Source organism: Pseudomonas sp. NBRC 111127, assembly GCF_001320345.1.
Classification (GTDB): domain Bacteria; phylum Pseudomonadota; class Gammaproteobacteria; order Pseudomonadales; family Pseudomonadaceae; genus Aquipseudomonas; species Aquipseudomonas juntendi.
This window is the reverse complement of the sequence record NZ_BCBD01000084.1, coordinates 1-23,842: the sequence shown is the minus strand read 5'-3', so window position 1 is coordinate 23,842 and position 23,842 is coordinate 1. Positions and strand designations below refer to the sequence as shown.

At 63.3% G+C, this 23,842-nt stretch carries 22 protein-coding genes and 1 pseudogene; 17 read left to right on the top strand and 6 right to left on the bottom strand.

Annotation, left to right across the window (positions count from 1 at the left end; genetic code table 11):
- On the bottom strand, positions 1–1,219 hold a 1,219-nt coding region (locus APH30_RS16220; RefSeq protein ID WP_054913127.1), incomplete at its 3' end, for an O-antigen ligase family protein.
- A gap of 201 nt (positions 1,220–1,420) precedes the next feature.
- Here APH30_RS16220 and APH30_RS16215 point away from each other — a divergent pair.
- The 12 genes from APH30_RS16215 to APH30_RS16160 all read left to right on the top strand — a co-directional run bounded on the left by APH30_RS16215 (position 1,421) and on the right by APH30_RS16160 (position 13,493).
- On the top strand, positions 1,421–2,797 hold the full coding sequence (locus tag APH30_RS16215; protein WP_054913126.1) for an oligosaccharide flippase family protein: 1,377 nt from the start codon (positions 1,421–1,423) through the stop codon (positions 2,795–2,797).
- A gap of 45 nt (positions 2,798–2,842) precedes the next feature.
- Positions 2,843–3,037 carry a hypothetical protein gene (locus APH30_RS16210; protein WP_054913125.1) on the top strand — a complete coding sequence of 65 codons (195 nt, stop codon included), beginning with the start codon at positions 2,843–2,845 and terminating at the stop codon, positions 3,035–3,037.
- Entirely contained in the window at positions 3,034–4,500 is a 1,467-nt protein-coding gene (locus APH30_RS16205; protein WP_054913124.1) for a GMC oxidoreductase, read from the top strand. The genes APH30_RS16210 and APH30_RS16205 overlap by 4 nt, the downstream gene beginning before the upstream one ends.
- A 103-nt stretch (positions 4,501–4,603) precedes the next feature.
- Positions 4,604–5,221: an acyltransferase gene (locus APH30_RS16200; RefSeq protein WP_009682743.1), complete on the top strand. Its 618-nt coding sequence runs from the start codon at positions 4,604–4,606 to the stop codon at positions 5,219–5,221.
- A complete protein-coding gene (locus tag APH30_RS16195) occupies positions 5,214–6,170 on the top strand; it encodes a glycosyltransferase family 2 protein (RefSeq protein WP_054905466.1) in 957 nt (318 codons plus the stop codon). Before APH30_RS16200 ends, APH30_RS16195 begins: the two co-directional genes overlap by 8 nt.
- Before the next feature lie 8 nt (positions 6,171–6,178).
- Positions 6,179–6,703 (top strand): serine O-acetyltransferase, encoded by a 525-nt coding sequence (locus tag APH30_RS16190; RefSeq protein ID WP_029885432.1) that lies wholly within the window; start codon positions 6,179–6,181, stop codon positions 6,701–6,703.
- 5 nt (positions 6,704–6,708) lie between these two features.
- Positions 6,709–7,686 carry a glycosyltransferase family 2 protein gene (locus APH30_RS16185; RefSeq protein WP_054913123.1) on the top strand — a complete coding sequence of 326 codons (978 nt, stop codon included), beginning with the start codon at positions 6,709–6,711 and terminating at the stop codon, positions 7,684–7,686.
- Between the two features lie 9 nt (positions 7,687–7,695).
- Entirely contained in the window at positions 7,696–8,700 is a 1,005-nt protein-coding gene (locus APH30_RS16180) for a VirK/YbjX family protein (protein ID WP_054913122.1), read from the top strand.
- A 49-nt stretch (positions 8,701–8,749) separates the two neighbouring features.
- Complete coding sequence (locus tag APH30_RS16175; protein WP_054913121.1) at positions 8,750–9,952, top strand: glycosyltransferase family 4 protein; 1,203 nt, start codon at positions 8,750–8,752, stop codon at positions 9,950–9,952.
- On the top strand, positions 9,949–11,136 hold the full coding sequence (locus tag APH30_RS16170) for a glycosyltransferase family 2 protein (protein ID WP_054913120.1): 1,188 nt from the start codon (positions 9,949–9,951) through the stop codon (positions 11,134–11,136). The genes APH30_RS16175 and APH30_RS16170 overlap by 4 nt, the downstream gene beginning before the upstream one ends.
- The gene (locus tag APH30_RS16165) at positions 11,136–11,894 is read left to right on the top strand and encodes a WecB/TagA/CpsF family glycosyltransferase (protein ID WP_054913119.1); all 759 of its coding nucleotides are present in this window, start codon (positions 11,136–11,138) and stop codon (positions 11,892–11,894) included. The genes APH30_RS16170 and APH30_RS16165 overlap by 1 nt, the downstream gene beginning before the upstream one ends.
- A gap of 177 nt (positions 11,895–12,071) precedes the next feature.
- Complete coding sequence (locus APH30_RS16160; protein ID WP_054913118.1) at positions 12,072–13,493, top strand: undecaprenyl-phosphate glucose phosphotransferase; 1,422 nt, start codon at positions 12,072–12,074, stop codon at positions 13,491–13,493.
- A gap of 28 nt (positions 13,494–13,521) precedes the next feature.
- On the opposite strand, the gene APH30_RS16155 is transcribed toward APH30_RS16160, so the two are convergent.
- Positions 13,522–14,463 (bottom strand): LysR substrate-binding domain-containing protein, encoded by a 942-nt coding sequence (locus APH30_RS16155; RefSeq protein ID WP_009682752.1) that lies wholly within the window; start codon positions 14,461–14,463, stop codon positions 13,522–13,524.
- A 146-nt stretch (positions 14,464–14,609) separates the two neighbouring features.
- Here APH30_RS16155 and APH30_RS16150 point away from each other — a divergent pair, with 146 nt between their 5' ends.
- A complete protein-coding gene (locus APH30_RS16150; protein ID WP_054913117.1) occupies positions 14,610–15,986 on the top strand; it encodes an L-serine ammonia-lyase in 1,377 nt (458 codons plus the stop codon).
- A 134-nt stretch (positions 15,987–16,120) separates the two neighbouring features.
- Here APH30_RS16150 and APH30_RS28790 read toward each other — a convergent pair.
- A pseudogene (locus tag APH30_RS28790) lies at positions 16,121–16,219 on the bottom strand (DUF3313 domain-containing protein); the annotation flags it as partial.
- Positions 16,220–16,373: 154 nt separating this feature from the next.
- Here APH30_RS28790 and APH30_RS29590 point away from each other — a divergent pair.
- Positions 16,374–16,757: a type II toxin-antitoxin system RelE/ParE family toxin gene (locus APH30_RS29590; protein ID WP_054913116.1), complete on the top strand. Its 384-nt coding sequence runs from the start codon at positions 16,374–16,376 to the stop codon at positions 16,755–16,757.
- The gene (locus APH30_RS28040; protein ID WP_082416190.1) at positions 16,738–17,043 is read left to right on the top strand and encodes a DNA-binding transcriptional regulator; all 306 of its coding nucleotides are present in this window, start codon (positions 16,738–16,740) and stop codon (positions 17,041–17,043) included. Before APH30_RS29590 ends, APH30_RS28040 begins: the two co-directional genes overlap by 20 nt.
- A gap of 42 nt (positions 17,044–17,085) precedes the next feature.
- Here APH30_RS28040 and APH30_RS16140 read toward each other — a convergent pair whose 3' ends face one another.
- The 3 genes from APH30_RS16140 to APH30_RS16130 form a co-directional block, all read right to left on the bottom strand.
- Positions 17,086–18,381 (bottom strand): FAD-binding oxidoreductase, encoded by a 1,296-nt coding sequence (locus tag APH30_RS16140; protein WP_054913115.1) that lies wholly within the window; start codon positions 18,379–18,381, stop codon positions 17,086–17,088.
- Between the two features lie 13 nt (positions 18,382–18,394).
- Positions 18,395–19,483 (bottom strand): polyamine ABC transporter substrate-binding protein, encoded by a 1,089-nt coding sequence (locus tag APH30_RS16135; protein WP_029885440.1) that lies wholly within the window; start codon positions 19,481–19,483, stop codon positions 18,395–18,397.
- Positions 19,484–19,551: 68 nt separating this feature from the next.
- On the bottom strand, positions 19,552–20,910 hold the full coding sequence (locus APH30_RS16130; protein WP_054913114.1) for a glutamine synthetase family protein: 1,359 nt from the start codon (positions 20,908–20,910) through the stop codon (positions 19,552–19,554).
- Between the two features lie 184 nt (positions 20,911–21,094).
- Between APH30_RS16130 and APH30_RS16125 the strand changes: the two genes are divergently transcribed.
- Both APH30_RS16125 and APH30_RS16120 read left to right on the top strand, forming a co-directional pair.
- Positions 21,095–21,994, top strand: coding sequence for a helix-turn-helix domain-containing protein (locus APH30_RS16125; RefSeq protein ID WP_054913113.1), 900 nt, complete (start codon positions 21,095–21,097; stop codon positions 21,992–21,994).
- 74 nt (positions 21,995–22,068) lie between these two features.
- On the top strand, positions 22,069–23,842 hold a 1,774-nt coding region (locus tag APH30_RS16120; protein WP_054913112.1), incomplete at its 3' end, for an AAA family ATPase.

Genomic DNA, 23,842 nt, shown 5'->3' with positions numbered 1-23,842 from the left:
GGTTGATGTAGGTGTTGACGATGTCGATGATGCCTTCACCCTGGATCATCGCCTGCATTTCCGGGGTGTTGCGGAAGTCGAACGAGCCGAACAGCGGATTGCGCTGGATGACGATCCACGAGTTGTCCATCAGCCGCTCGCGGTAGGTGATGTTTTCCTTTTCGATATTGCCGATGTAGGGCAGCAGGTCCAGCACCTTGTCACCGCCCGGCACCATAGTCAGCAACGGCAGCGCCAGCATGCCGGCCGCCCCCAGCAGCGCCAGGCGCCTGACCGCACCTTTGCCCAGCGCGATGAACACCACCACGATGACCACTGCGCCAATCCACGGCCCACGGGACAACGGCGCGAACAGGCCGGCCGCCAGCAGCAGGGCGCCCATGGCCCTGTGCAAGGGCCGCTGCACGTAACCCTGCACGAACAGGAACAGGCCGATCGCCACGCTCATCACATAGCCCAGTGCAATCGCCTGGCCGGTGGTGACACTGGCGCGCAGGGCGCCGCCACGGCTCAGGTAGCCCGACATGCTCCAAGGCACGCCCATGGCATCGACCAAGGCGCTGTACAGCAACCAGTGGCGCACGTATTCGGCAACCGCGATCAGGGCCATGACGAAGGAGGTGAGCACGAACGCCAGCATCGCGTCCTTGAAGTCGCTGAGCTGGCGCAGGCCACGGCTGGCCACGTAGTACGGCAGGAATACGTCGACATACAGGTACAGGGCCTGGCGCAAGGTATCGGTCAGGGTGGTCTCGCGCAGGTACAGCACGCTCATCAGCACCAGCCCGGCGGCCAGCAGCCGGTCGGCCCAGGTGCGCCCAAAGCGCACGCTGTCGGGGTGCCGGCGCAGCTCCAGCGCAGCCGGCAGCAGCACGCACAGCGTCAGCAGGCGAATGTGGTTCAGGTCGACCAGGTAATTGACAACGCCGAAGCCCGGCACTTGCACCGAGGCCGGCGGGATCAGGAACAACAGCATGTAGAACAGCGCCATGGGGTTGTGCTCGCGGCGCCGTGCCAGCAACAGGATGGCCGCACCCGCGCCCAGGTACAGCCAGAAGCTGTGCGAGACGAACGCCAGCACGGTAAGCAGGAACCACAAATTGCGTCGGCGCTTGTAATCGCTGAGCGGAATCAGGTCGGTGGCCGGCCGCCGCGCCAACAGGAAGACCACGCTCGCCAGAAACAGAATGACGATCAACGCACGAAAATGTTCAGGCATCGGCTATGTGCACCTTTCCTTCGTTGGGCAAACGGCGGCTGCCCTGTCGCGCAACTACGCTGTCTTCGGGCGAGTGGCAACGCCGGCCGGGCTCCCAAGACGCCGCCAGGCAGTGAGGCGCTGAGTTGCGGGCCAGGGCACTAGCATCGTGGCTAATTGAAACTATAGTGACTTTTAGCCAATCAGTCAGAGAATGAATTCATGCCGTCGATTGATGTGTCAGCCTCCGCGAGCCTGCGCAAGCGGGCCATGCGGGCCGGGTCGTGGAACCTGGTCTCGCAGGTGGCTTCACAGGTCATGCGCCTTGGCGGCAACCTCATCATGGCGCGGCTGTTGCTGCCGGAAATGTTCGGCGTGATGGTCATCGCCACCACCGTTTCGGTCCTTCTGCATCTGCTGTCCGATGTTGGCCTGCGCCAGAACATCATCCAGAGCCACCGTGGCGACGACCCGGACTTTCTCAATACGGCGTGGACCGTGCAGATCATCCGCGGCTTCGTGCTGTTCGCCCTGACGCTGCTGCTGGCCCTGGCGGCCTGGGTGGCGCAGTACCAGCAGTTGTGGCCGGCAGACTCCACCTATGCCGCCCCTGTGCTGCCGATGGTGCTGGCGGTTACCGGCCTGTCGGCGCTGATATGGGGCTTCCAATCCACCAAGATCGATGTCGCGGTGCGTACCTTCCAGCAGAAGCGCGTGGTGCTGGTCGACCTGGCCTCGCAATTGGCCGGGCTGGTGGTGATGCTGATACTGGGCGTGCTGACCCACTCGATCTGGGCCCTGGTCATCGCGGGCCTGGTCTCGGCGGTGGCCTGGACTGTGCTGGGCCACACCGCATTGGAAGGGCCACGCAACCACCTGCGCTGGGACCGTACGGCACTCACCGAACTGATCGTGTTCGGCCGCTGGATCCTGTTGTCGTCGATGGTCGGGGTACTGGCCATGTACGGTGACCGTATCTGGTTTGGCGCCAGCATGTCGGCGGCGCAATTGGGGGTGTACTCCATTGCCGTGCTCATCCTTGGCGCGGTTCAGACGGCGCTGATGAAGATCGTCGGCGCCGTGGCGCTGCCAGCGTTCAGCGAGGCGGCCAGGGCCGACGACAAAGCGCGGCTGAAGACCCTGTATTACCGCTTCCGTTTGCTGGTCGACCTGCTGGTGCTGTTCATTTGCGGGGGCTTCCTCACAGCCAGCCCGCTGCTGATTGGCTGGATGTACGATGATCGCTACCAGGAAGCTGGCCAAATGCTGGCGATTCTTTCGCTGTCCTTCATCGTATTGCGCTATACCTTGGCTCATCAGGTATGGATTGCGTTGGGCCTCACCAAGTACCAGGCCATGGACAACATCATCCGCCTGGTTTCGCTGTGGGGGCTACTGCCGCTGTTGCTGGCGCTGGGAGGTGTGCAATGGGCGATCTGGGGGGTGGCCCTGCACACGGTGCCGACGCTGGTACTGGTTGTTCATGTCAATCGCAAGCTGGGCATCTTCAGCCTCAAACGTGAGCTGGTGGTGCTACCGATGCTGCTGGTGGGGGCGCTGTGCGGGGCGTTGCTCACGGCCTTCTTCAACTGGCTGTAGGGCTGCGTGCTGGGTGTAACTTTCATGGGGAAAGGTCACAGGATCATGGGGAAGCTCACTTTTTGTACTGCGCAGTTGGGTCGTAGAGGCTTTCTCCAGAGTTGCGTGCTGCTGGGCGTGGGCAGCGCGGCGTTCGGCGCCACGGCGGTGTTTGCTGGCAAACCGGTTGAGAAACCAGGGTTCGTGGTGATCAACGGCTGGGTACTGCCGTCCCGCTATTTCCGGAACCAGCCAGCATGATCCAGGACTATGAGCAGCAGAAGACGCTGCGCGACAACTACGATTTCTGCATCATCGGGGCTGGCCCTGCGGGGATCACCCTTGGCCTGCGCCTGGCGGCAGCCGGCTGGAACGTGTTGCTGGCCGAAGGTGGGGGGCGTGAGTACGCCCCGCATTCGCAAGCCCTGTACGCCTGCCCCTCGACCGGCCTTGAGCTGTATGCCGAGGAAACCCGCCTGCGTTACCTGGGCGGCACGTCCAACCATTGGGCCGGCCGGTGTCGGCCCTTCACGGCTTCCGACTTCGCTGTGGCCCCACCGGGTGAGTTGCCGGGTTGGCCGATTGCCTATGCGGAGATCGAGCCCTACCTGCCGGCGGCCATGGATATCGTCGACCTGCCCGCCGGGGCAGATTTTCGGGCACTGAACACCGCGCTCGAGGGTGGCGACTTCGAAGCTGACCGTTTCCTGCTCAGCACCCCGACCCGCTTTGCCCAGAAATACGCCACGGCGCTGGAGCAGACCAAGGGCCTGGACCTGTTCATCAATTGCAACTGCGTGGACCTGGAATTCGACCAGGCATCCGGCCACCTGGCGGCGGTGGTGCTGTCGGACTACCAGCGCAATCGCCAGCGGTTGGTGGCCCGCAACTTCATCCTGGCCACGGGGGCCATCGAGAATGCCCGACAGCTGCTGAACAGCCAGTCCCTGGTGGCTGCGGGGGTGGTCAACAAGGAAGGCCTGGTTGGCGCGTGCTTCATGGAGCACCTGAACATCGAGATGGGCACCTTCATCCTTAAGTCCGGGCAAGACCCGGAGCCACGCCAGTACTACACCACCGATGCCTTCCTCGCCGAATACCAGGCCGGCAAAGGCAACGTCACCACAGCCTTGTTGGCCGATGTGCAAACCTATGGCCGCACTGCCGAGGTCAAGCATTTTCTCGAGAACCTGGCCTGCGACATGGGGATTTCCAGCAAGATCGAGTTCGTGGCCAAGTTCAGCTGCCCCGGTGACGGCGTGATCAGTACCATGATCGAGCAGTTCCCCAACCTGCACAGCCGCATTTCGCTGCTCGATGAGCACGACGCGCTGGGTGTGCCGAAGGTCAGCGTGAACTGGGTGCTCAGTGCCGATGACCGCCACACCATCAAGTGCATCGGTACCGAGCTGGCCAAGCAGTTCGCCGACACGGGCCTGGGCTTCGTCAAACTCAACGAGTTTGTCTATGACACCTCGATACCGCTGAAAATGGCGCCCCATGCCCACCACATGGGCACCACGCGTATGGCCGCGTCAGCGCAAACGGGCGTCGTGGACGGCAACTGCCGGGTATTCGGCACGCAAAACCTGTATGTCGCCGGCAGCAGTATTTTTGCCAAGGGCGGCGCCTCCAACCCGACCATGCCGCTGTTGCAGTTCGCCGTGCGGCTGGCCGACCACCTTGACGCGAAGATGAGGACGGAAAGCGGCGCCGCCGCGTGAACCATGTTGTACACAGGTTGAGTGCGTAGTGGTCAGCATCTAGAAGAACGAGACCGCATCGCCTCAGGGCATTCGAGCCGTATTGATCGCGAGGCCAGGAAGGATGATGGGATGGATACGCAAGGCAGTGGCACATTACGCACATGCAACCGGGCGCGGAGGCACGTTCTACCGCCGGTTCTGCAGGCCGTCGGGGCTGGAGTGGGGCGCCTACCTCAAACGCTGGGGCAACTTTCACTCGGTAGGCGACAATTTCTTCGTCAATGCCGGCTGCAAGTTCCTCGACCCGTCACTGGTGCGTATCGGCAACAGCGTGGGGTTGTCCGACTGCACGTTGATCGGCCACGACGGGGTGGTCTTGCTGATCGAGCACCGGTTTGGCAAGCACCTTGATTCGGTCGGTTTCATCGACATCAAGGACAACTGCTTCATCGGCCACGGCGCGATCATCATGCCGCGGGTGACCATCGGCCCCGAGTCCATCGTCGCGGCAGGGGCGGTGGTCACCAAGGACGTGCCACCGGGCACCGTCTACGGCGGCAACCCGGCCGTGTTCATCTGCACCACCGAGGCGCTGGTCAAACGGGTCGAGGCACGCTGCGAAGCCTACCCGTGGATCGACCTGATCAAACAGCGCGACGGCGCCTACGACCCCACGGTTGAGCCGCAACTGATGGCGCAGAGGCGCCAGTACTTCTTCGGGGATGGCAATAATGGCTAGCAAACCGGTCGACGTGATGGTGGTCAATTTCAACACCGCCGGGTTGCTGCAGCCAATGTTCGATGCCTTGCGCCGTGCAGGCAGCGAACACCTGGCCAGTTACCTGGTGGTGGACAATGCCTCCGTCGACGACTCGCTGCAGCGCATGGCCGAGGTTTGCCCGGAAGCAGTGTTGCTGAGCAACAAGCACAACGTGGGTTTTGGCCGCGCCAACAACCAGTTGCTGGCCCACCTGCAAGGCAAGTATGCATTGTTGCTGAACACCGATGCGTTCGTGGCTGCCGATTCCCTGCAAAAAACCCTCGACTACATGGATGCCCACCCGGACTGCGGTGTGCTGGGGGTACGCCTCGAAGGCCGTGAGGGTGACCTGCAACCCAGCTGCCGTTATTTTCCCACGCCGCTGAACGTCTTCGTCGGGCGTACTGGCCTGGGGCGCCTGTTCCCTGGGCTGAAAATGGTCGACGACATGGACTGGGACCACGCTTCGGTCCGCGAATGCGACTGGTTGCCCGGGTGCTTCTACCTGGTACGCCGCGAGGTGCTGGACCAGGTAGGCCTGTTCGATCCGCGCTACTTTCTTTATTACGAGGAAGTCGACCACTGCAAGCGGGTCAAGCAGGCCGGCTGGAAAGTGGTGTTCTACCCACATACCACGGTGGTCCACATAGGGGGTGAAAGCTCCAAGTCAGTCACCGAGCTGGAAGCTGCCAGCCGGCAGATTTCCGCCTACCAGATCGAGAGCGAGCTGCTGTATTTCCGCAAGCACCATGGCTTGGCCGGGCTGGCGTTGCATATGCTGCTGGTGACCGTGGGCGACCTGGTGCTGGCACTCAAAGCGCTGTTGAAACGACGCGGCCGGGGCGCGATACAGGCCTGCTGGCGTCATTGCCGGGCGACCTGGTCACTGCTGTTGCAGACCCGTTACGCCAGCCAACCGACAAGGTAGCTACCGTCATGTTCGAGAATATTCGCGCCGACCTGCGGGCCCATGGTGGCGACTGGGGCGCCCAGGGCTTCTGGGTATTGCTGGTGTACCGCTTCGGCCGCTGGCGCTACGGCGTGCGCCCGGCGCTGCTGCGCAAGCTGTGCTCACTGGTGTACAAGGTGCTGTTCAAATTCGTGCAGATCATCACCGGGGTGGAATTGCCTTGCGAGGCGGTGATCGGCCGCAATTTCGTCATCGACCATTTCGGTGGCATCGTGGTCAGCGGCTACGCCCGGTTCGGCGACGACTGTCGCATCCGCAATGGCGTGGTAGTGGGCCTGAAAAATGTCGACGAGCCCATCGCCCCGGTGTTCGGCAACAACGTCGACATCGGTACGGGTGCCAAGATACTGGGCAGCATTCGCATCGGCAACAACGTGATCATTGGTGCCAATGCCGTGGTGCTGGTGGATGTGCCAGATAACTCCCTGGCTGTCGGCGTACCGGCAGTCATCAAGGCCCGGCACCTGGTGGCCCCGGCGGCGGTCGAGTGAGGCCCTTGGCGATGCAGACCGGCGTGGTGGTCATTGGCCGCAACGAGGGCCAGCGTTTGCAGCGCTGCCTGCGCTCGTTGGCCGATGGGGCTGACAAGGTCGTGTATGTCGACTCGGGCTCCAGCGACGGTTCGCAACAACTGGCCGCTGCCTTGGGCGTCGAGGTGCTGGCGCTGGACATGGGCACCCCGTTCACCGCGGCAAGGGCGCGTAACGAAGGTTTTGCCGTGTTGCAGCGGTTGCTGCCCGCCATGCACTGGGTCCAGTTCGTCGATGGCGACTGCGAAGTGGATGCCCGCTGGCTGGCCACCGCCCAGGCGTTTCTGGCCGCACACCCCGCGGTGGCGGTGGTGTGTGGCCGGCGCCGCGAACGCTTCGCGCAGCGCTCGGTGTACAACCTGTTGTGCGACCTGGAATGGGACACCCCGATCGGCGAGGCCAAGGCCTGCGGCGGTGACGCGTTGATGCGGGTAGACGCTTTCACCGCCGTGAGCGGTTTTCGGCCTGACCTGATCGCCGGGGAAGAGCCGGAGCTGTGCGTGCGCTTGCGCGCCAAGGGCTGGAAAATCTGGCGCCTGGATGCCGAGATGACCTTGCACGACGCCGACATGACCCGGTTCAGCCAATGGTGGCGGCGCAGCCTGCGTGCCGGGCATGCCTACGCCGAGGGCGCCTATCTGCACGGGCAGCCGCCCGAGCGGCACTGGTTGCGCGAGTCGCGCCGGGCCTGGGTGTGGGGCCTGGGCATTCCCGTGTCGATCGTGCTGGCCTGCCTGCTGGTGGGCGGCTGGGGCTTGGGATTGTTGTTGATCTACCCGTTGCAGGCCATGCGCCTGGCGCAGCGGGGCAACAGGTCGCCGCGCGAAAACTGGCTGCAGGCCGTGTTTCTGGTACTGGGCAAGTTCCCCGAAATGCTCGGCCAGCTGAAGTTTCTGCGCCACCGCCTGACGGCTGGCAAAGCGGCTTTGATCGAGTACAAGTGAGAGAGGCCCATGATGCTCGGCACCCTCGTGAAAAGCGTGTTTACCCTGCAACCCGGTTACTCGTTGCGGGCATTGCACAACAAGTACAAGTTGAGCCTGCAGATGGCCAGGCATTGGCCGCAGCTGTACACCTTCATGCAGCGCCTGACCGCGGCGCTGGGCCAGCCGGGGTTGCAGCGGCTGGGCGTTGACTGCATCGGTGTCGTGCAATGGCCCTATATCAGCCAGCACTGGCAGGCGCCGCAGCGCCTCGATGCAGTGGCCTCGCACTTCGAGCTGGTGGCCCGGCATTTTCCTGGGCTGCTGCTGTTGGGCCGGGACGACAGCCTTGCCCTGTGTGACCTGGGTAGCTACTCGCCGGGCTGCTGCCTGGTGCTCGACCGGCCGATCTGGTTCAAGCGCGAAGGCGAGCTGGTGCTCAACCTGTTCCAGGGTGACCTGCGTGTGGCGTCCCTGGCGTTCACCCTGTGCCAGGGGCCGGCCGGCATCGGTTTGTACATCGGCGCAGTGCAGGGCATCCATAAAGGCATCGACAGCGACACCTCGCTGGCCATCTACCGCGACCTGACCAAAGACTTCGAGGGGTTGCGCCCGCGCAGCTTGCTGCTGGAGGCGTTGAAGTGCCTGGCCAGAACGTTGGGGGTCGCCCGGTTGTACGCCGTGAACGATGCCAGCCGGCATCACCGCCACGCTTATTTTGGCCGTGACAAGGGCCAGGAGCTGGCGGCCAACTACGATGCTATCTGGCAGGAGCATGGTGCCAGCGCTTCGGAGCATGCCGATTTCTACAGCCTGCCATTGGCGCCGGCGCAGCGTGCCGAGGCCGACATTCCGGCAAAGAAACGGGCGATGTATCGCCGTCGCCAGGCATTGCTCGACGATGTATTCACCCGCTTGCAAGCAGCTTTGCCAAGCAATGGTGCCAACCTTGGACTACAAGGAACACAGGGGGATGCATTTGCTGTGAGTGCATCGGCAGTAGGCAGGCCGCCGGTAGTCGACAGCCTGAAGTAAAGGTTGCCTGGGGCGGTTGGTCATCAAGCGGGTTTGGATCTGGGTTCATATGCGCATTGCTTATTTCATCAATCAGTACCCGAAGGTCAGCCACAGTTTTATCCGCCGCGAGATCCTGGCGCTGGAGCGCCAAGGGGTAGAGGTGCAGCGCCTGGCACTGCGGGGTTGGGACGCCGAGGTGCAGGATGCCGAGGACGTGGCCGAGCGGGGCAAGACCCGCTACGTGCTGCAAGGCGGGCTGAAGCAGCTGTTGCGGCCCATGTGGCAGGTATTGCGCGCGCAGCCGCGGCGCTTTGGCCGGGCGCTGTGGCTGGCACTGCGGCTTGGCCGCCGGGCGGACCGCGCCTGGCCCTACCACCTGGTGTATCTGGCCGAAGCCTGCCAGGTGCTGCAGTGGCTGCAGGCAGGGCAGGCGCAGCATGTGCACGCGCACTTTGGCACCAACTCTACCGAAGTGGTCATGCTGGCCAACATGCTGGGCGGGCCCGCCTACAGTTTCACCGTGCACGGCCCCGAAGAGTTCGACAAGCCGCAGTTCCTGCACCTGGGGGAAAAGGTCCTGCGCGCCGCTTTTGTCGCGGCGGTCAGCTCGTATGGGCGCAGCCAGCTGTTGCGCTGGGTGGCCCACGAGCACTGGGCCAAGGTCAAGGTGGTGCATTGTGGGCTGGAGCGCGCGTTCCATGCGGTGCCTGCGGTAGAGGTGCCCGCGGCGCCACGCCTGGTGTGCGTTGGGCGCCTGTGTGAGCAGAAAGGCCAGTTGTTGCTGCTGGAGGCCGCGCGCCGGCTGGCGGCCCAGTCGCAGGCCTTTGAGCTGGTGCTGGCCGGTGACGGTGAAATGCGCGAGCAGATCGAGGCCTTGATTGCCCGCCACGGCCTGCAGCAGCACGTACGCATTACTGGCTGGATCAGCAGTGCACAGGTGCGCGACGAGATCCTCGCTGCCCGCGCTCTGGTATTGCCCAGCTTTGCCGAGGGCCTGCCGGTGGTGATCATGGAGGCCATGGCCTTGCGCCGCCCGGTGCTGACCACGTTTGTTGCCGGGATCCCGGAACTGGTCAGGCCCGGCGAGAACGGCTGGCTGTTCCCCGCAGGCGCGGTGGACGAGCTGGCAGCGGCCATGGCCGAGTGCCTGGCGCAACCTGCCGAGGTGTTGCAGCGCATGGGCCAGGCGGCCTACGAACGGGTACTGCAACGGCACGACATCGACACCGAGGCGGCCAGGCTGGCCGGCTACTTCAAGGCATTCGCATGATAAGTGTATTAGCGTGGTTGCTGGGCCTGCTGACGGTCATCGTCCTGGTGCCGGTGTTGGTGTTTTCGCTGCAGGTATTGCTGGCTTGCCTGCCCGCACGCAGGCCGCCACCGTGCACCACGGCGCGGCCAACGCTTGCGGTGCTGGTGCCGGCGCACAACGAGGCCTCGATCATCCAGGCCAGCCTGGCGAGCATCGTGCCGCAACTGCTCGAGGGTGACCGCTTGCTGGTAGTGGCCGACAACTGTTCCGACACCACGGCGCAGCTGGCCCGCGAAGCGGGGGCCGAAGTGGTGGAGCGGTATGACGCCCAGCTGCGCGGCAAAGGCTATGCCCTGGACTTCGGCGTGCGCCATCTGGCGCGCCAGCCCCCTGAGGTGGTGATCGTGGTGGATGCCGATTGCCAGGTCGGCGAGGGTGCCATCGATATCCTGGCTCGGCGTTGCCGTGAAACGGCACGCCCGGTGCAGGCGCTGTACCTGATGCGGGCACCCGCAGGGGCCGGGCTGAAAGTGCAGGTCGCCGAATTTGCCTGGCGCGTGAAGAACCTGGTTCGTCCGCGTGGCTGGGCGCGGTTGGGCTTGCCTTGCCAGTTGATGGGCGCCGGCATGGCCTTCGGCTGGCACGACCTGCGCCAGGTCAACCTCGCCAACGGCCATCTGGTCGAGGATGTGAAACTCGGGCTGGATCTTTGCCAACAAGGCAAGCCACCGCTGTTCTGCCCCGAAGCCTTGGTGACCAGCCAGTTCCCGCTCAGCCCGCAAGGCCTCAACAGCCAGCGTACGCGTTGGGAGCACGGCCACTTGGGGTTGATGCTGACCGATGGGCCCAAGCGGGCGCTGGCTGCCATCACCCAGCGCAATGGTGCCCTCGCGGCGATGACCCTGGACCTGGTGGTATCACCCTTGGCGTTGCTGGTGTTGGCGCTGCTGGGGTTCAACCTGCTGACCTGGCTGGTTTACCTGGTAACCGGGCTGGCGGCACCTGCAGGGTTCGCCCTGCTGGGGCTGGGGGTACTCGGCGTGGCGGTGGTGGTGGCCTGGGCGCGCTTCTGTCGGGAGCTGATCCCGTTCTCGGTGTTGCTGTACGCACCGTTCTACGCAGCCAGGAAAATCCCCCTCTACCTGGGCTTTCTGATCAAGCGCCAGGTTGAATGGGTGCGCTCGAAACGGGATGACGACTGATGAGCCAGCGGCAATGGCAGCAACGCTGGGCGCGCCTGGTCGGGCAGCTGCATGTGGTCGCCGACGAAAACGCCGTGCAGCGCCTGCTCGAGCACCTTACAACCCCGAGCGAAGCGACGGTGCTGGGGTTCGTCAATGCCCACGCAATGAACCTGGTGGTGCGCGACGGGGGTTATTGCCAGGCACTGTCGGCAGCCGATGTGTTGCTGCGCGATGGCTCCGGCATGGCGATCCTTTACCGCCGCCTGGGCCTGGAGCCTGGCCTGAACATGAACGGTACCGATTTCATTCCCAGGCTGCTGGCGGCCTACCGGGGGCGCAAGGTGGCCTTCTGGGGCACGCGGCAACCCTACCTGCACCAGGCGGTGCAGCACTGCGCCGACACCTTCGGCGTGGCGCCGGTGTCGGTTCACGACGGCTTTGCTACTGTCGATACCTACTTGCAACTGGCGCGCGAGCATCAACCCGAACTGATCGTGCTGGGCATGGGCATGCCCAAGCAGGAAGCGGTCGCCGCACAGTTGGCCGGCATCAGCGGCCCCTGCCTGATCGTGTGTGGTGGGGCGATCCTGGACTTTCTCGGCGGCAAGGTCAGCCGCGCCCCCGGCTGGCTGCGGGCGCTTGGCGGCGAGTGGTTGTATCGGCTGTGGCGTGAGCCCAGGCGCCTGTTCATGCGCTACGTGGTGGGCAACCCGCTGTTTCTGCTGCGCACGTTGCTGTATCGGCGGGCGAGCGCTGCGGCCAGGCGCACGCTGTGAATCGGCCAAAAGCTGTGGCAGCACGTATTCCGGGCCCGCCTGCGGCAGCTGGCTGCTACAGTGATATCAATGGTTTGGACGCTGCGCGCTTCGCCGCGTGTGGCGCTGCATGGCTGTGATTCAAGACTGGTTGTTGGCTGTAAGGCACTTGCCACGCTCCAATTGATGAGGTCTGAAATGGTTTTCGAACCCAGAAGCAGTCGTTCCTTACTCCAGCGCCGAAGCAGTGTCAGCAACGCCATCCAGGCCGGCCTCGACGGCATTGCCGTGACGGGTATCGCCTGGTACCTGATCTATGACCAGTTCGGCTACATCACCTCCGATTACGTGATCATGCTGCTGTTGCTGATCGGCGCACTGGCGGTCATTTATGATCATTACGCAATCTACCGGACCAACGTCGGGCTTTCGATCAAGGCCTTCCGCCTGTTCAAGGCCTGGTCGGCAACGTTCTGCTTTCTGGTGGTCATGGCGTTCCTGACCAAACAGAGCGAAACCTACTCCCGGCTGCTGGTTGGCCAACTGTTCGTCATCGGTTACTTCGCCCAGCTGTTCCTGCACTTCGCCGTGCGTGAGCTGCAGAAGCGTTTCACCGCACATGCACGCCTGGACAATGCCCTGATCATTGGCAATGGTGACCTTGCCAACTTCCTTTACCAGAAAATCAGCAGCAACCCGTGGTTTGGCGAGCGGGTGCTGGGGTGTGTACTGGTCGACAAGGTTGAACCGCAAGCAGGCGAGGGCACCGAGGGCAAGCAGCGCCTGCCGGTGCTGGGGCATATTGCCGAGCTTGACGAACTGGTCGCCCGCCACGGCATCCGTACCGTCTACCTGGTGACCCCGCTGGGCGGCTCGGAAGTGATCAACGACGTGTACTTCAAGCTGCTCGACAAGTGCATCGCGGTGAACTGGGTACCGGATATCTTCTCGTTGCGCCTGATCAACCACAGCGTGCGGGAAATTGCCGGCATTCCGGTGCTGACCTTGTCGGAAACCCCGCTCACAGGCATGAGCCTGTTCCTGAAAAACCTCGAGGACCGGGTACTGGCCGCGCTGATCCTGCTGTGTGCGTCACCGGTATTGCTGGCCGTTGCCCTGGCCATCAAGCTCGACAGCCGCGGCCCCGTGTTTTTCCGCCAGGAGCGTACCGGCTGGACGGGTGAGGCGTTTCGTATCTGGAAATTCAGAAGCATGCATGTGCACCAGCCCGAAGGCGGTGTGGTGCAGCAAGCCCAGAAGAACGACCCGCGGTTGACCCGGGTTGGGGCCTTCATCCGCCGTACCAGCCTCGATGAACTGCCGCAGCTGTTCAATGTGCTGACCGGCGAAATGTCGCTGGTCGGGCCACGGCCGCATGCCTTGCAGCACGACACCTTGTATTCCCAGGACATCGTGGATTACTTCGCTCGCCACAACATCAAGCCGGGCATGACCGGCCTGGCCCAGGTGCGCGGGTTCCGTGGCGAGACCAAGGACATCGAACAGATGATCCAGCGGGTGGACTCCGATATCGAGTACATCAACAACTGGTCGTTGTGGCTGGATTTCGTGATTCTGGTACGCACGTTGAATGCGTTCACCGGTAAACAGGCCTACTGATTGTCATGCCACAGGTGCAGAACAGGCATCATGCTGTGTTCAACGGGTGCAATTCGCGAAACCCCCGTGCTTCTTCCACCAGCCAGTCATGTACCGCCCGCGCGCCCGGCTGGGTCAACCCGCCGGGCGGGTAATGCACCACGTAGCGTTTGTGGTTGGCGATCGGTACGCCAAACGGCACGATCAGCGCGCCGCGCTCCAGTTCATCGTTGAGTAGCGTGCGCCGGGCAATGGCCACACCGATACCGGCAATCGCTGCTTCGATGGTCAGGTGGTTGCGGTTGAAGGTGTGCCCACGGCGTACGTCCAACCCAGTGGCGCCGATCCCGTCCAGGTAGAACTCCCATTCGGCATATTCCGAACTGCCACGCCAGGCGGTGATGTCGTGCAGCAGCGGGTAGTGCACCAGGTCGGCCGGCCCGTGCAGCGGGGGGCGCCCACGCAGCAGTGAGGGCGCGCATACGGGAAAGATCTGCTCGTCCAGCAGCGGCGTGGAGAGCATGCCCGGGTAGCTGCCGTCGTTGAGGTCGATGGCCAGGTCGAAGTCGCCCGGGGTCAAGGCCTGGGCACTGTCTTCGGCCACCAGGCGCAGTTCGATGTCCGGGTAGCGCTGCTGGAAACGTGGCAAGCGCGGCGTCAGCCACTTGGCCAGGAACGAGGGGATGGAGCGCACCCGCAACGTGCCACGAATCTCGCCGGCATCCAGGCGTAGCAGCTCTGCCTCGATGCTGCCGTAGGCGTCGGTCACGGTCTGCGCCAGTCGCTGGCCTTCGGCGCTCAGTTCCACGCCCCGTGCCCGGCGCAGAAACAGCCGGTAACCCAGGCGCTCTTCCAGCTGGCGCATCTGTTGGCTGACCGCCCCGGGGGTGATGTGCAGTTCCTCTGCACAGCGGGTAAAGGACAGGTGCCTGGCCGCGCAGGCAAAAACGTGCAGCCAAACAAACATCTGGCCGTTGAGTTGGCGTCGCATCGTTTAGTCCTGCTAAAGCCTTGCTTAGGAAGTTTCGTTGGTCATTTCAATCGCACAGCGTCAGTATCGCGCAAAATCGCAGCAGCGCCCAATTTCTCCAGATACCCGTGCACTGGCTACCTATCAGCGCATGGTCAGGCATTAGTATGGCTATCAGTGTTTTCGACCTTTTCAAAATCGGCATCGGCCCGTCCAGCTCCCACACCGTCGGCCCGATGCGCGCGGCTGCGACCTTTGCCCAGGCCCTGCGCGAGCAGGGCTTGCTGGGGCGGGTGACGCGCGTTGAAGTGCGCCTGTATGGCTCACTGTCGGCGACCGGCGTTGGTCATGCCACCGACCGTGCCTGCCTGTTGGGCTTGATGGGGCAATGGCCTGACCGTATCGACCCGGCCACCATCGAATCGCGCATCGGTCAGGTGCTGCAGGAACACTGCCTGATGCTGGACGGCAGCCACCCCGTGGCGTTCGAGTATGCGCAAGACATGCTGCTGCTCGACGAAAACCTGCCGTACCACCCCAACGCCATGCGCGTAGAAGCCATGCACGGGCAGGATAGCCTGTTGTGCCAGACCTATTATTCGGTAGGCGGTGGGTTCATCGTCGAACAGGCCGAAGTCGATGCGCCGAAAACTGCAGAGAACGCCGCCGTGCTGCCCTACGAGTTCGGCAGTGGTGCCCAGTTGCTGAAGCTGTGCCAGGCCCACGGCTTGAGTGTGGCGCAACTGATGATGGCCAACGAGTGCGCCTGGCGCCCGGAAGCCGAGGTGCGCGACGGCCTGCTGCGCATTTGGGCCGCGATGCGCGAGTGCGTGGACAACGGCCTGCGCAACGAGGGCATTCTGCCCGGCGGTTTGCACGTCAAACGCCGTGCGGCGCGGCTGCACCGTAGCTTGCAGGAACTGGGCAAGCCTAATGTGATCGGGTCGACGCTCGGCGCCATGGAGTGGGTCAACCTGTACGCCCTGGCGGTCAACGAAGAGAACGCCGCTGGCGGGCGCATGGTCACTGCACCTACCAACGGTGCAGCCGGTATCATCCCGGCGGTACTGCACTACTACATGAAGTTCAACCCTGGTGCCTGCGACGCGGATATCGTGGACTTCCTGCTTGCCGCGGCTGCGGTTGGTATCCTGTGCAAAAAGAACGCCTCCATTTCCGGCGCCGAGGTCGGCTGCCAGGGGGAGGTCGGGTCTGCCTGCTCGATGGCGGCCGCCGGCCTGGCCCAGGTGCTGGGCGCGACACCGGCGCAACTGGAAAACGCTGCCGAAATTGCCCTGGAACACAACCTTGGGCTGACCTGCGACCCGGTCGGTGGCCTGGTGCAGGTGCCGTGCATCGAACGCAATGCCATCGCTGCCGTGAAAGCGATCAATGCGGTGCAAATGGCACTGCGGGGCGATGGCGAGCATTTCATTTCGCTCGACCGGGTAATCCGCACCTTGCGTGATACCGGGGCGGACATGCATGCCAACTACAAGGAAACTTCGCGCGGCGGCCTGGCGGTTGCATTCGTCGAATGTTGAGGCACTGCGCGGGCCAAGGCCAAACGGTCAGTGGGCGTTCTGCTTCGCGGCAAGGAAACTGGCACGCATGTCCTTGGCCCAGCCGTCGAGCACCGGCTTGACGTCATTCAGGGTGGGTTGCTGGGTAGCATTCCCCAGCGCATGACCGGGTAACCGGACGGGCTTTTCGCTGCTTGTAGCCGGCTGTAGTCCTTGAGAAAGCCGGAGTAGTCCTTGGGATCCACGCGATCGCTGCCGGGCACTCTCTTTGTCCTGCCGTTGCAGGACTGTGGGCGGACGCCCGCATCCTTAAGTAACCCTTCCTACAGGCGGGCAGGGCACTGCCTGATTTCCCACCCCACCAGACGCTGTAAAACTATACCCGTCACGGGTATAGTTGAGGCTGACATGAAGATATTCAAGCGCAAGGACTTCGCGCGTTGGCAAGTTGCTGAGCGGCTTGGTGACGACATGCTCTGTAAAGCTGTAGATGAGATGTGCAGGGGGCTGGTCGACTCAAGCCTGGGTGGAGAGATCTTCAAACAACGTATTGCCGCCGCTGGCGGTGGTAAGCGCAGCGGTTATCGAACGTTACTGTCAATGCGCGTTGGCAAACGATGCGTGTTTTTGCATGGCTTTGCCAAGCGTGACAAAGCCAACATCACGCAGCAAGAGCTCAAGGCATTGCGTTTCGCCGGTAAGGTTTTTTTGGATTTACCGCCCTTGGCGCTCAGTCGGGCGTTGCAAGCGGGCGTGCTTAAGGAGGTCTGCTGTGAGCAGCATATTGATTGAATCGCTACGTGATGACCTGGCAGCCCTGCATGCGGCTGGCGCAATCGGCAAGGTTACCCTCCGGGATTACGAAGCACTGTGCCCGGCACCGGTTCGGGATTTCAGTGCCGTTGAAATCCGACGTTTACGCGAAGCGCTCAATGTGAGTCAGCCAGTTTTTGCGCTGCATTTGCATACTACGGCCTCAACCATTCGCAAGTGGGAACAGGGCCAAACCAGCCCTTCCGGGCCGGCTTTAAAGCTCTTGAACGTGATTCAGAACAAGGGCTTGAGTGCGCTTCTTTAAGTCTTGAGTGAACTGCTGAAGGCCAGCAACATTCACTCGTTGCTAGCCCAACACCTCACGTAACCGGTACCACAACATCCCCAGCGCCAGCAGTGGCGAGCGCAGTGCCTTGCCACCGGGGAACGTCAGATGCGGCACTGCACTGAACACATCCAGGCCGTGGCTGTGGCCCAGGGCGATGCTTTCCGCCAGCAGCTTGGCTGTCCAGTGAGTCACGTTCAGCCCGTGCCCGGAATAGCCCTGGGCGTAATACACGTTGGGGTGTTGGCTCAAGCGCCCGACCTGGGGAAAGCGGTTGGCGGTGATGCCGATCATGCCACCCCACTGGTAGTCGATGCGCACATCGGCCAGTTGCGGGAATACCTTCAGCACCTTCGGCCGCATATAGCCGGCGATGTCCTTGGGGTCGCGGCCGGAATAGTGGCAGGCGCCCCCGAACAACAGGCGGCGATCCGCGGTGAGGCGGTAGTAATCCAGGCCGACTTTCTGGTCGCACAGTGCCATGTTCTGCGGGATCAAGCGGCTCGCCAGTGTTTCGGGCAGCGGTTCGGTGGCCACCACGTAACTGCCGGCCGGCAGCACCTTGCCACTCAGCCGCGGTTCCAGGTCGTCCAGGTGGGCGTTGCAGCCCAGCACCAGGCGGCCCGCGCGCACGCTGCCGTTGGCGGTATGCACGGTAACGCTGGGCCCATGCTCGATACGCAGCACCGGGCTTTGCTCGAAAATGCGCACGCCCAGGGTATGGGCGGCGCGGGCCTCGCCCTGAACCAGGTCGAGCGGGTGCAGGTGCCCTGAACCCATGTCCACCAGGCCGCCGGCGTACCGGTCGCTGGCGACGATCTCATGCAGCTGCCCGCTTGCGACCAGCCGTGTTTCGTGGCGGTAACCTAGCGCTGCCAGGTCTTGCAGTTCATCCTTGAAGGCGTCGAACTGCGCGGGCGTGTTGGCCAGTTCGCAAAAGCCCCAGCGCAGGTCACAGGCAATGTCGTAGCGGGCGATGCGCGCGGCGACCAGTGCCACCGAGTCGATGCCGGCCTGCTTGAGGTAGCGCACGCCATCCTGGCCGACATGCCGGGCAAAACCGCTGACATCATGGCCGATGCCGCGAATCAGCTGGCCGCCGTTGCGGCCACTGGCACCCCAGCCGATGCGCCGCCCCTCCAGCAGCACCACCGACAAACCACGCTCGGCCAGCTCCAGCGCCGTATTGACCCCGGTCAGCCCACCCCCGACCACACACACATCAGCGCTCAGGTCAGCGTCGAGGCTGGGGTAGGGGGCCGCATCGCGCGCAGTGGCTGCATAGTACGAAGCGGTGTGTTGGGTATTGAATGACATAGAGGGTCTCGGCTCAGCGGTTGGACTTGATCTTGCTCCAGGAGCGGGTCATGACGCGCATGATCTTCGGGCTGGGGGTACTGGAAATGTACAGCTTGTCCAGTACCTCCTGCGGGGGGTAGATCTCGGGGTTGTCCACCAGCGCGGCATCCATGTAGGCCTTGGCGTCCGGGTTGGCGTTGGCATAGCCGACCGTGGCGCTGACCTTGGCGATCACCTTGGGGTCGAGCAGGTAGTTGATGAAGGCCAGCGCCTGCTCCGGGTTGTTCGCATCCTTCGGAATGGCCAGCAGGTCGAACCACAGGTTGCTGCCTTCCTTGGGAATGCTGTAGGCGACCTTCACGCCGTTCTTCGCCTCCACGGCGCGGTTGGCCGCCTGGAACACGTCACCGGAATAACCGAACGCTACGCAGATATTCCCGTTGGCAAGGTCGGAAACATACTTGGAGGAGTGGAAATAGGTGATGTACGGGCGCAGCTCGAGCAAGCGCGCCTCGGCCTTGGCGTAGTCGGCCGGCTTTTCGCTACGCGGGTCCATGCCCAGGTAGTTGAGCACAGCGGGGAACAGTTCATCGGGCGAGTCCATGAAGGCCACGCCGCACTGCTTGAGCTTTTTCAGGTTCTCGGGCTCGAACAGCACCGCCCAGGAATCGATGCGGTCTACGCCCAGTGCAGCCTTGACCTTTTCCACGTTATAGCCGATGCCATTGGTGCCCCACAGGTAGGGCACCGCATACTGGTTGCCGGGGTCGTTCTGCTCAAGCTGCTTGAGCAGCTTGGGGTCCAGGTGCTTCCAGTTCGGCAGTTTGCTGCGGTCCAGCGGCAAGAATGCACCGGCCTGGGCCTGGCGGGCCAGAAAATGGTTGGAGGGCACTACCACGTCGTAGCCGGTGCGCCCCGCCAGCAGCTTGCCTTCGAGGGTTTCGTTGGAGTCGAACACGTCATAAACCACCTTGATGCCGCTGCTGGCCTGGAAGTCGGCCAGGGTGGTGTCACCGATGTAGTCGGTCCAGTTGTACACGCTCACAGTGGGCGTGGCGTGGCTGGTGGTGGCGAACAGCAGGGTGAATGCCGCGGGGATCAGGGCTTGCAGATGACGCATGGGAACACCTCGTTGGTTTTGTTCTACGAGTTCAGGTGTGGTGGGGGCTGCACAGCCCCCAGGGCGGCTCAGACGCTCAGCATCAGGAACTCGCGCTCCCACGAGCTGATCACGCGCTTGTAGTTCTCGTGCTCGGCCCGTTTGACCGCCACATAACCCTGCACGAACTGCTTGCCCAGGTACTGCTGCACGGTCTCGCAGTCTTCCATGTGCTGCAGCGCATCTTCGATAGTGATGGGCAGGCGCAGGTTGCGCCGCTCGTAGGCGCGGCCCTGCACCGGGGCGCTCGGGTCGATCTGCTCGACCATGCCCAGGTAGCCGCACAGCAGGCTGGCAGCGATCGCCAGGTAAGGGTTGGCATCCGCGCCGGGCAGGCGGTTTTCCACGCGCATCGCTTCCGGGCTGGAGGTGGGGACGCGCAAACCGGCGGTGCGGTTTTCTTCACCCCACTCGACGTTGACCGGTGCCGAGGTGTCCGGCAGGAAGCGGCGGAACGAATTGACGTTGGGGGCGAACATCGGCAGCAGCTTGGGGATGTACTTCTGCAACCCACCGATGTGGTGCAGGAACAACGGGCTCATGCTGCCGTCGTCGTTGGCGAAGATCGGCTTGCCGGTGGCGATGTCGACCACGCTCTGGTGCAGGTGCATGGCACTGCCCGGCTCGTCGGTGATCGGCTTGGCCATGAACGTCGCAGCCACGTTGTGCTTGAGCGCAGCCTCACGCATGGTGCGCTTGAACACGGTGATCTGGTCGGCCAGGTCCAGCGCGTCGCCGTGGCGGAAGTTGATCTCCATCTGCGCCGGGCCGTCTTCGTGGATCAGCGTGTCCAGGTCCAGGCCCTGGATTTCACACCAGTCATACACGTCCTCGAACAGCGGGTCGAATTCGTTGGCGGCATCGATCGAGAACGACTGCCGGCCGCTTTCGGCCCGGCCGGAACGCCCCAGCGGCACTTGCAGTGGCAGGTCCGGGTCTTCGCAGCGCTTGGTCAGGTAGAACTCCATCTCTGGCGCGACAATGGGTTGCCAGCCCTTGTCAGCGTAAAGCTTGATCACTTTCTTCAGCACGTTGCGCGGCGACAGCTCGATGGGGTTGCCTTGCTTGTCGAAGGTATCGTGGATCACGATCGCGGTAGGTTCGATGGCCCACGGGATCTGGTACACAGCGCTCGGGTCGGGGCGGCAGACCATGTCGATGTCAGCCGCATCGAGCAGGTTGTAATAGATATCGTCGTCAACGTAGTCGCCGGTGACCGTTTGCAGCAGCACGCTCTCGGGCAAGCGCATGCCACGTTCGTGAAGGAACTTGGCGGTCGGTGCGATCTTGCCGCGGGCGATGCCGGTCAGGTCGCTGATCACGCATTCTACTTCGGTGATCCGGTGTTCTTTCAGCCAGGTGGAGAGCTGATCGAAGGGGGCGTTCATACAGACCTCTTGGTTGGTTTTTTTATGTGGGAGCCGCTGCACCCGCCAAAGCCGTTGCACAGCTTCAAGGGCATCGCGCTTCCCAGGTGACACGCTGGAGGCTATCTTGGGCTCGGCAGCCCATCGCCATCTATCCACTTTCTTCGGCATTCAATGCACCAAAAGAGTGCAACCAGGACAAAGCGTGACAACGCCCAACGCCTTGCAGGTACAAGCTTTCCACACCTCGGATGTGTCCGAGCAGGTTCGCATCACCCCCGGTTGGCAGCAGCAGTACCGGCAGATGTCGCCGGGCCATTTCAGCGGCCAGTTGCGCTGCCTGGGGCTTGACGGCGTGCAGGTCTACGAAGAACGCCTCAACACCCGGGTAGAGCAGTTCTTCCGGGCGCCGAGCGGGTCACTGGCGTTCTGCTTCGACCAGAGCGAGAACAGCCTTTACCTGCTCAATGAACAGAGCCGCAACATCTGGATCACGCCAGAGAATTACCAGGAAGTGGCCGTCGTGTTCGACCAGGCGTTTCTCGCCAGCCACGGCCTGGACCCTCGCAGGCTCGACGGTTTGTTCATGGTGCCGCTGGGCAGTGGCCAGAATGCGTTGTTCGGCAGTTGGCTCAGTGCCACCCTGACCCGCCTGGGCGAGGCTGGGTGCCCGTTGCAGGGGCAGGCGTTGGCGGAGCAGTTGCTGGAGGACTGCCTGTTCATCCTCGACAATGCCTGCCAGCGCTTGCAGGGCATGGCCATGGGCCGGCGGGACGAGGAGCGGGCGATCATGCACCGGGTCAGCGAGTGGGCGGCTGACTGCCCGGAAGAAACCTTGAACCTGGTGGAACTGGCGGCGGTGGCGGGCGTGTCGCTGCGCCAGTTGCAGCAGGCCTTCAAGGCCTACACCGGCATGCCGCCCGCGCACTGGTTGCGGTTGCGCCGGCTCAATGGGGCGCGGCGCGATCTGTTGCGGGGCGGTGACGTGACCGTGGCGGAAGTGGCGATGCGTTGGTCGTTCTGGCATTTGGGAAGGTTTTCAGAGAGTTACCGGCAATTGTTCAAGGAGTTTCCGAGCGAGACACTCAAGCGCGTCAAGCGCTGAACCGCCGGCCCGCAAGTGCAGCAGCCGGTGCCGAAAATTGCTATCGTGCCAGCCTGTTTCGACCCGAGGTGCCGATGTTCTACCTGCCTTTGCCCAGTGACCAGGCTGACAGCCTCGCCAGTGTTCCCCTTACCGACTTCTTCAGCAGCGCCAGCCTGCTCCAGGCCGCTGCGGTGTTGTTCGTGCAAAACCTGCCTCGCCAGCCGGCGACTGCCTCGGCCGATGCTCAGGAACGCCGCTTTGCCGAGATCGTGCGGATCGCCAACGACGTTGAACGTGCCGCGCCTGGGCGGTTCCAGGGGCAGGTGGCGCAGCACTTCGACCGTGAAGCCTTCGCCATGGGCCTGGGCATGCTGGGCGAAAACGGCATTGCGCTGCTCAGTGGCGAAGTGGCGTACAGCGCAGATGAACTGCAGGACGACGAGGGGCAGTGGAATTTCCAGTTCGCCGACCGCTATCGCCAGCGCGCCACGCCGCTGCACCCCGTGCACCTGCCGGCGCTGGCCAGCGACCTGATGCTCAGCGACCAGCAGAACCGGCTGTTGCGTGAATTTCTGGGGGGTATCGACGAATCGGTCGCCGTGCAGGGCTTTGCCGGTACCGGCAAGACCTTTCTGATCCACCAGTTCGCCCGGTTGCTGGAGCCGCAGCGCACCTTGTTGCTGGCCTTGACCGAAGGCCAGTTGCGCGCGCTGCAGGCGCGGGTCAAGGATGCCGCAGCCTACACCGCGCTGACCTTCGGTCAGTTGGCCGACGAGCTGTTGAACCGCGACCTGACCAGCAACGGCTGGCGCCTGCGCGACCCTTACCGCACCAAGCGCTCGTGGCGCCCGCAAGAGGCGCAGGTGGTGCGCTGGCTGGCCATACCCGACATTGGCCCGCTTGCCGCACGCGACGTGGTTACCTTGTGCATCCGCGCGGTGCGGGCGTTTTGCCACAGTGCCGACGCGCAGGTGCAGTTGCACCATGTGCCCTGGGCCGGGCCGGGCACATCGCCGCTGGACCAGGAAGTGTTGCTGGAAAAGGCACGGCTGTACTGGCAGGAGCTGATTCGCCCGTCAGCGCGGGAAATCCAGTTGCCGGTACGTGACTACCACCGGGTCAAGCTGCTGGCGCTGACCGGCCTGGTGATTGACAGCGGCTACACCCACGTCATCGTCGACGAGGCGCACGAGTTGTCGGCACCGATGTTTGCCGTACTTGACCGCAGCCCGCAAGCGGTCATCGCCCTCGGTGACGAACTGCAGAACCTGAACGGCCTCAGTGCGCACCATGGCAGCTTCATCCGCCAGCGCTGCATCGACCACTCGCTGCGCGCAGGGCCGGCGATGGACAACGTGCTCAACCCGCTGATACAGGCGCACCCGGCATCGATCCAGGCGGCCTTCAGTGGGAGCGCCGAGCACTACACCCGGGTCAGCTTCTTCGATGCGGTCACGGTGCCGGAACAGCCCACCGCGTTGATCGTCGATGACGAGTGGGGGCTGTTCGGCTGGTTCCAGCGCCTGACGCACCAGGGCGTGCCGTTCGTGCTGCTGCAAAGCGCGCGCAAGGACTTCGAACTGTTCGTGGAGGATTGCATCGAGCTGTACCGCCATGGCACCCGGCCTCGTCACCCGATGCTGTTCCGCTATGCCAGCTGGCAGGCGCTGGAGCAGGACAAGGGTGAGGACAAGGCATTCGTCGCGGTGGCCAACCTGCTGCGCAAGGGCTACACCCCGCAGCACTTTGCCCAGGCCAAGAGCCGTTACCGCTGGACCAAGGCGCCAAAGCTGTTCCTCGGGCGGGTAAGGGATGTGAAGAACATGGAGTTTTCCCGGGTGATGGTGTCGCCCGAGCTGATGGTCA